This is a genomic window from Microcystis sp. M31BS1 (genome assembly GCF_020245285.1).
GTDB lineage: Bacteria > Cyanobacteriota > Cyanobacteriia > Cyanobacteriales > Microcystaceae > Microcystis > Microcystis panniformis.
In genome coordinates, this window is the sequence record NZ_JADBVE010000387.1 from 1 (window position 1) to 5,479 (window position 5,479).

General features: G+C 45.7%; 6 protein-coding genes. 2 read left to right on the forward strand and 4 right to left on the reverse strand.

Going from position 1 to position 5,479, the window contains the following annotated elements; all coding sequences use genetic code 11:
- Together IM509_RS21610 and IM509_RS21615 are read left to right on the forward strand one after the other, a co-directional pair.
- On the forward strand, positions 1–112 hold a 112-nt coding region (locus IM509_RS21610; protein ID WP_071784045.1), incomplete at its 5' end, for a transposase.
- Between the two features lie 742 nt (positions 113–854).
- On the forward strand, positions 855–1,511 hold the full coding sequence (locus IM509_RS21615) for a nuclear transport factor 2 family protein (RefSeq protein WP_185237823.1): 657 nt from the start codon (positions 855–857) through the stop codon (positions 1,509–1,511).
- A 331-nt stretch (positions 1,512–1,842) separates the two neighbouring features.
- On the opposite strand, the gene IM509_RS21620 is transcribed toward IM509_RS21615, so the two are convergent.
- The 4 genes from IM509_RS21620 to IM509_RS21635 form a co-directional block, all read right to left on the reverse strand.
- Entirely contained in the window at positions 1,843–2,499 is a 657-nt protein-coding gene (locus tag IM509_RS21620; protein WP_185237822.1) for a class I SAM-dependent methyltransferase, read from the reverse strand.
- Positions 2,500–2,599: 100 nt separating this feature from the next.
- The gene (locus IM509_RS21625; protein WP_002731874.1) at positions 2,600–2,953 is read right to left on the reverse strand and encodes a DUF1257 domain-containing protein; all 354 of its coding nucleotides are present in this window, start codon (positions 2,951–2,953) and stop codon (positions 2,600–2,602) included.
- A 134-nt stretch (positions 2,954–3,087) separates the two neighbouring features.
- The gene (gene ycf46, locus IM509_RS21630) at positions 3,088–4,599 is read right to left on the reverse strand and encodes a stress-responsive protein Ycf46 (protein WP_052277276.1); all 1,512 of its coding nucleotides are present in this window, start codon (positions 4,597–4,599) and stop codon (positions 3,088–3,090) included.
- 79 nt (positions 4,600–4,678) lie between these two features.
- The gene (locus IM509_RS21635; RefSeq protein ID WP_052277275.1) at positions 4,679–5,029 is read right to left on the reverse strand and encodes a slr0373 family blue light stress response protein; all 351 of its coding nucleotides are present in this window, start codon (positions 5,027–5,029) and stop codon (positions 4,679–4,681) included.
- Between the last annotated feature and the right edge of the window lie 450 nt (positions 5,030–5,479).

Below are 5,479 nucleotides of genomic sequence, written 5' to 3' on the forward strand. Positions count from 1 at the left end.
GGTCGAGGGAATCAACAATAAACTTAAACTAATAAAACGGAGAGGCTATGGCTTTAGAAACTTTCGGAATTTTTGGGTTAGAAGTATGTTATCTTGGCATCTTGTATGTTGATTTAGCATAAAGGGTAACGAAGAGCCGGCGATTTTAGCGATTTCGGCGGCGGCTAATTCTGCTAACATAATTATCAATTGTGAGAATTTTTCGCCATTCTAGCACAACGGCAACAGCAGTTGTGGACGGTTTAAATGTTTGGTTGACTGTTCAAAAAGTAAAAAACAAAACTCTGATATCGTTGCCACAACAGGATTGAGATTAGAGCGAAGCGGACGCGCTGGTAAGCTAAGACATATTTAGGGTTTGCGGCAAAAAGTACGGGCGAAGCATTCGGATAGAAAATCTCCGGTTTCACCGATAGGTTATTGCCCAAATGCTTCGCCCCTACAGGACGCGGGCCGATGAAGACGCAAAAATCTTGCACCTGTTTCGCTCGTAAAGCCACAAAACCCCACCTTGCCTACATTTCACATTTATTCAGCAAACCCTATTTAAACTGCTTATTCTTAGATTAGCCGAATCTCCTCCAATTCCTTTACTGTTGCCTCTTGCCTCGTCTCAACAAGCAATTTAAATGCGCGGGCAGCTTATCAGTCCACAGGGGTTATTTGCGATCATGAAAATTAAGACATAGTTAAGCGATCGGGCATAACACACCATTGGAGCGGACAATATTGGTAGGTTTTTGTTGGGAGGGAAACGTGATCGTTTGCCCCTCAATTAAGCCGTTAGGCAAATACGAGATATTTGTTTTTTAGGTAAGTCTCAGCAATTGTAAAGATCACAGAAGGAGTTAAATATGTCAGAAGAAAATATTCCTATTCAAATACAAGATAGAGATAATGTACTTGCGGCTGATGACGGCATAGAATGGCGTTATGGAAAACGCCCCGATTATTCAGGAACGAATAAAACGTTAAGGGTGCAAAGCGAAAAACATCATCCCACTGGCTCCTTAGAAGCTATTGCACAGAATTTAGTAAGAACATTTGAAATGGAAGCCACTTACAAGCTAAATCCCAATCAATGGACATCGGTTGATATAGATCAATTTAGAATGCGTACTAACCACGGTCCGGAATATACAGTACAAGATATTATAGAACGCGGAACTTATAATTTATTTTTAGGCGAAACACCGGTTTATAGTTCAAAAGCTGAAGATTTTGAATCGGGTGCAGCCAGTTTTATGAATGCTTTTAAAACTGGTTTTGTTTGGGAAGTTATTGAGGCTTATAGCGGTCCGCCAAGAGTTATTTTTAAATGGAGACATTGGGGAACACATCAAGGAGAATTTAAAGGTCATGCGCCTACCAACAAACTAATAGAGGTATATGGCATTACAATTGCTGATGTAAATGCAGATTTAAAACTGACTTATGTTGAACATTTTTTTGATAATAGCCAATTTTTAGAAAAATTGGTTTCTGGCGGAAAGTGTCCAATGCACGGTTAGGAAATGACAAGGGTGGGATCACCCACAAATCTGCAAAATCCATCGGGTTACTTTTTATCCTCTAGTCATTTCATACTAAATCCGTTGAGTAACGCACAGAAAATGGGTTTCTCCGAGAAACCCGTTTTCTCCTCATGCACTCATGCAAAAAATTGAGGCACTTTTTCCCTGAAAATTAGGTAATTGGCCACCTCAAAACCGGTAAAACCCCACACCCCACACCCCACACCCCACACCCTGTCCCCACGAAAAACTTTTTCAGCAGACCCTAGATGGTGTTGCTCGCAGTATGTATGTATTATCAGAATAGCCCTCTGAGTGTTAACGATGACTATAATCCTAGAGAAGATTCTTTTTTTCCTATGACTGCATAGAAGGGATCAGCAACCATAATTCCTAACATTTGTAGGAAACTGGGGGTAGTAGCAGGACGAACGATCGCCTGTACTTCCCTAAATCCCGCCACCGATTTAAAATAGGATTTCACTAACGCTACCCGGCCTAAATCGCTATTATCGCGCCAAGCAGCGATCGCTTTTTGGTAAAACATCCGATTGGAAAAACTGACCACCACCAGACCATGAGGCTTTAAAATGCGATACAGTTCCGCAAAAATCGCCTCTGGATACTGCAAATACTGCACCGATACTGTGATTAACACCGCATCAAAAGAACTATCCCCTAGGGGCAATTTTGGCTGTGCATTGAGGTCTTGGACAAAATAACTATGCAAGCGGGGATTTTTGGCTAACTCCTCCCCATTCATCCCGTGACCTTCGATATGCTCAAATTCCATCTCCTCCGGTAAATGGGACACCCAGCTGCTCATCAGGTCTAAAATGCGCGTATTCGGCGATAATATCTCTCGGTAGAGAGCGGTTAATCGATCGATAAAACCCTCATCCACGTGGGTGACAAAGCGGGGAAAAGCATAAAAATCGCTGTCTTTGGTCGGATCGAGTTTAGTTCTTTCTTCGGGTCGGAGCATTTTTGTCAAGTTAATTTTACTATTCTTAACATACCCCACAGACAGAAAAAAGGGTTAACCGAACTGGTCAACCCCTAGGCTTGGGAACGCGCTGTAAATCTTAGCTTTGAACGACTAGCTTAACGTTAGCGTTTTGCAGACCGCGCTGTTTCACTTCGGATAGGGTTTTGTTCACAGCGTATTTTTGGTTGATCGAGTTGATCAATTCGGTTTGATTGTGTTTTTTGGCTACACCCCAGAGGTCAGCGATTAAATCGAAACTGCCGTCGGTGTTGCGAGACCAACCGAGATCATATTCGCCATCGAGAACAGCAACGATGTCGGAGCGAACCCGTTGACCGTTGTAACCACGAACATCAGCTTCGGTTTTTACGCTAATACCGAGGTCGCGGAGAGAAGCTTTGAGGATTTCGGCATCGGTGATTTTGGTCCGGAGAGTGCTAAAATGAGACATTGGAATTTCCTCTTTGTAGATAAGAATCAACAACAACAGATTGAGAGTTAAAGAGTGCCGCCAAGCGGCTTTGCGAGGCATTGCTAGTCCCTGAGAACTAGCCTTTCATCCCGTTGGGAGCGGGCGAAAGTCTGTTAGAACTCCAATCGCTGGTACTCAGCGACGGAGGCCGAAGCAGGTCGGGCGCGTTGTCTGGCCCAATCACGCAGGGCTGTCACCTGTTCGGTCATGGTGCGAGATAGGGGCAGAGTCGCCTTAATCGCCGCAATAATGTCTAATTGCGTGAATTCGCGATCTTGGGCGAAGGCCTCATACATGGCGGCAATCAGCGCCTGTTCTATTTCCGCACCGGAAAACCCATCGGATACCTTGGCTAACTGCTCCAAATCGAAGCGAGAAATGTCGGAGCGTCGTTTAGTCAGGTGAATATTAAAGATATCTTGTCTTTCTTCAGAATTGGGCAAATCGACAAAGAAGATTTCATCGAAGCGCCCCTTACGGAGAAATTCCCCCGGTAGCCGTTCAATCCGGTTAGCTGTGGCCATAACGAAGACGGGCGAGGTTTTTTCCTGCATCCAAGTCAGGAAGGAGCCGAAGATGCGGCTAGAGGTTCCCCCATCGGAATCGGCGGATCCTGTACCACCGGCAAAAGCTTTATCTAATTCATCGATGAACAGAATGGCCGGAGAGATGGATTCGGCAGTTTTTAGGGCATTACGCAGGTTAGCCTCGGAACGTCCCACCATGGAACCATCGTAAACCCGTCCCATATCTAAGCGCAGGAGCGGTAAACTCCAGAGGCGCGAGGTGGTTTTAGCGATTAAGGACTTACCACAGCCGGGTACTCCTAAAATTAGCATCCCTTTCGGTTGGGGGAGTCCGTAACCTCTGGCTCTTTCTGTAAAGGCGTTCGAGCGCTGTTTTAACCATTTTTTTAGTTCTTCCAGACCGCCGACGGCATTGATGGTCTCGTCCTCTTCAATGTATTCTAAGATTCCGTTGCGGCGAATCAGTTGTTTTTTCTCGGAAAGGACGATTTCCACCTCGTCTTCCGTGAGTCTGTTCGCTTTTACATGGGCTTTGCGGTAAACTTTTTCGGCTTCATCTTTGGTTAAACCTAAGGCCGCTTTCAGGAGTTTTTCCCGGACCTCTGTGGTGGTACGACGATTTTGATTTTTGCTTAGGTGTTGCGAGAGAACCGTATCTAACTCTCCCATGTCGGGCAGGGGAAAATCCAGAACTACCACATCTTTCTCTAGTTCTATGGGGACTTCTTGCAGGGGAGACATTAAAATAATGATTTTTTCGGTTCCTTTAAAGCTGGCGATCGCATCTCTTAACCAGCGAGTCACCGGAGCAGAAGTGATGAACGGATGCAGGTCTTTAAAGATGTAGATGCCCGCTTCCCGTTGACGCACTACCCATTCGATCGCCGCTTCTGGCGACACGGTATTATGTTGACTGGTTTGGCGCGGTTGACCCAGTTCGATCATGCCGTGGGTGACAGTCCAGACAAACACCCGTCGATGTTGTGTATTTAGTTGGGCTATTTTGCTGATGGCTTCTTCCGCCCTTTCCTCCTCGGAGGTGACGAGGTAAATCAGGGGATACTGAGCCTTGACGAGAATTTCTAGCTCTTCTTTCATAACATCGACCCTATTTGTGGTAACGGTTTTGACCTTGGGCGGCTGATGGCTGTGGCTGCCTTGTTCGGCTACTGAGAGTTTAGCAGGGAACTAAGGCTGCTTCTCCCTCTGTGGTTCCTTGGGCGCCAACGGGTTCGGGAACTTCGAGCGGGAACTCGTCGCCCACTATTGCGGGCTGGCGTTTGATCGACCTTAGCCGATCTTCTTTCATCACTAACGCGGCATCACACTCGGGACAGACATGAACCTGATAGGTTTTGCCATAGGCGGCGGCTTCGATTTCTTCTACCTTTTCGGGGTATTTCAGGTAAAAAGCGATCGCTTTTTCCACCAGCCCTGACATCGATTCTTCATCGACCGCGGCTTTTATCTTTAGTTGACGATGGACTCCAGGGGGAAGGTACAGTGTGACTTTTTGCTTGTCTTGCATATCACTAAATTGGTTTACCCGGGTATGTGTCTCTACTATAACCACTGTCTTTCTCTCCTGTCAAGATGGTAAGCTGTTATAACGGCATAATTGTAATATTTCTTTACAATTGTTGGGGTGATGGGGTGTGGGGTGATGGGGTGTGGTGCGATTCGTTGGCTAGAAACTAGACAGTAAGACGTTTAGAGGATTAGCCGCTTGGTAAATGTAGTACCTTGATAACTTTATAGCGTTTCTGATTCACAAGAGGTACATTCGCGATCCTGAACAGCTTAATCAGCAAAGGTTTAAGTGTGCCGCACAGATGCGAGAACCGCTATATCGCTCTTGGAGGGAGTCTGGCAAAAGTCTTACAGTCTCTAAACTCTAGCTCTCTTATGGGGTAAGCCTTCAAGCTATCGCTAACTAACAGAAACCCGAAATTTGGCTCTTCTCGACTTTGTGTGATAA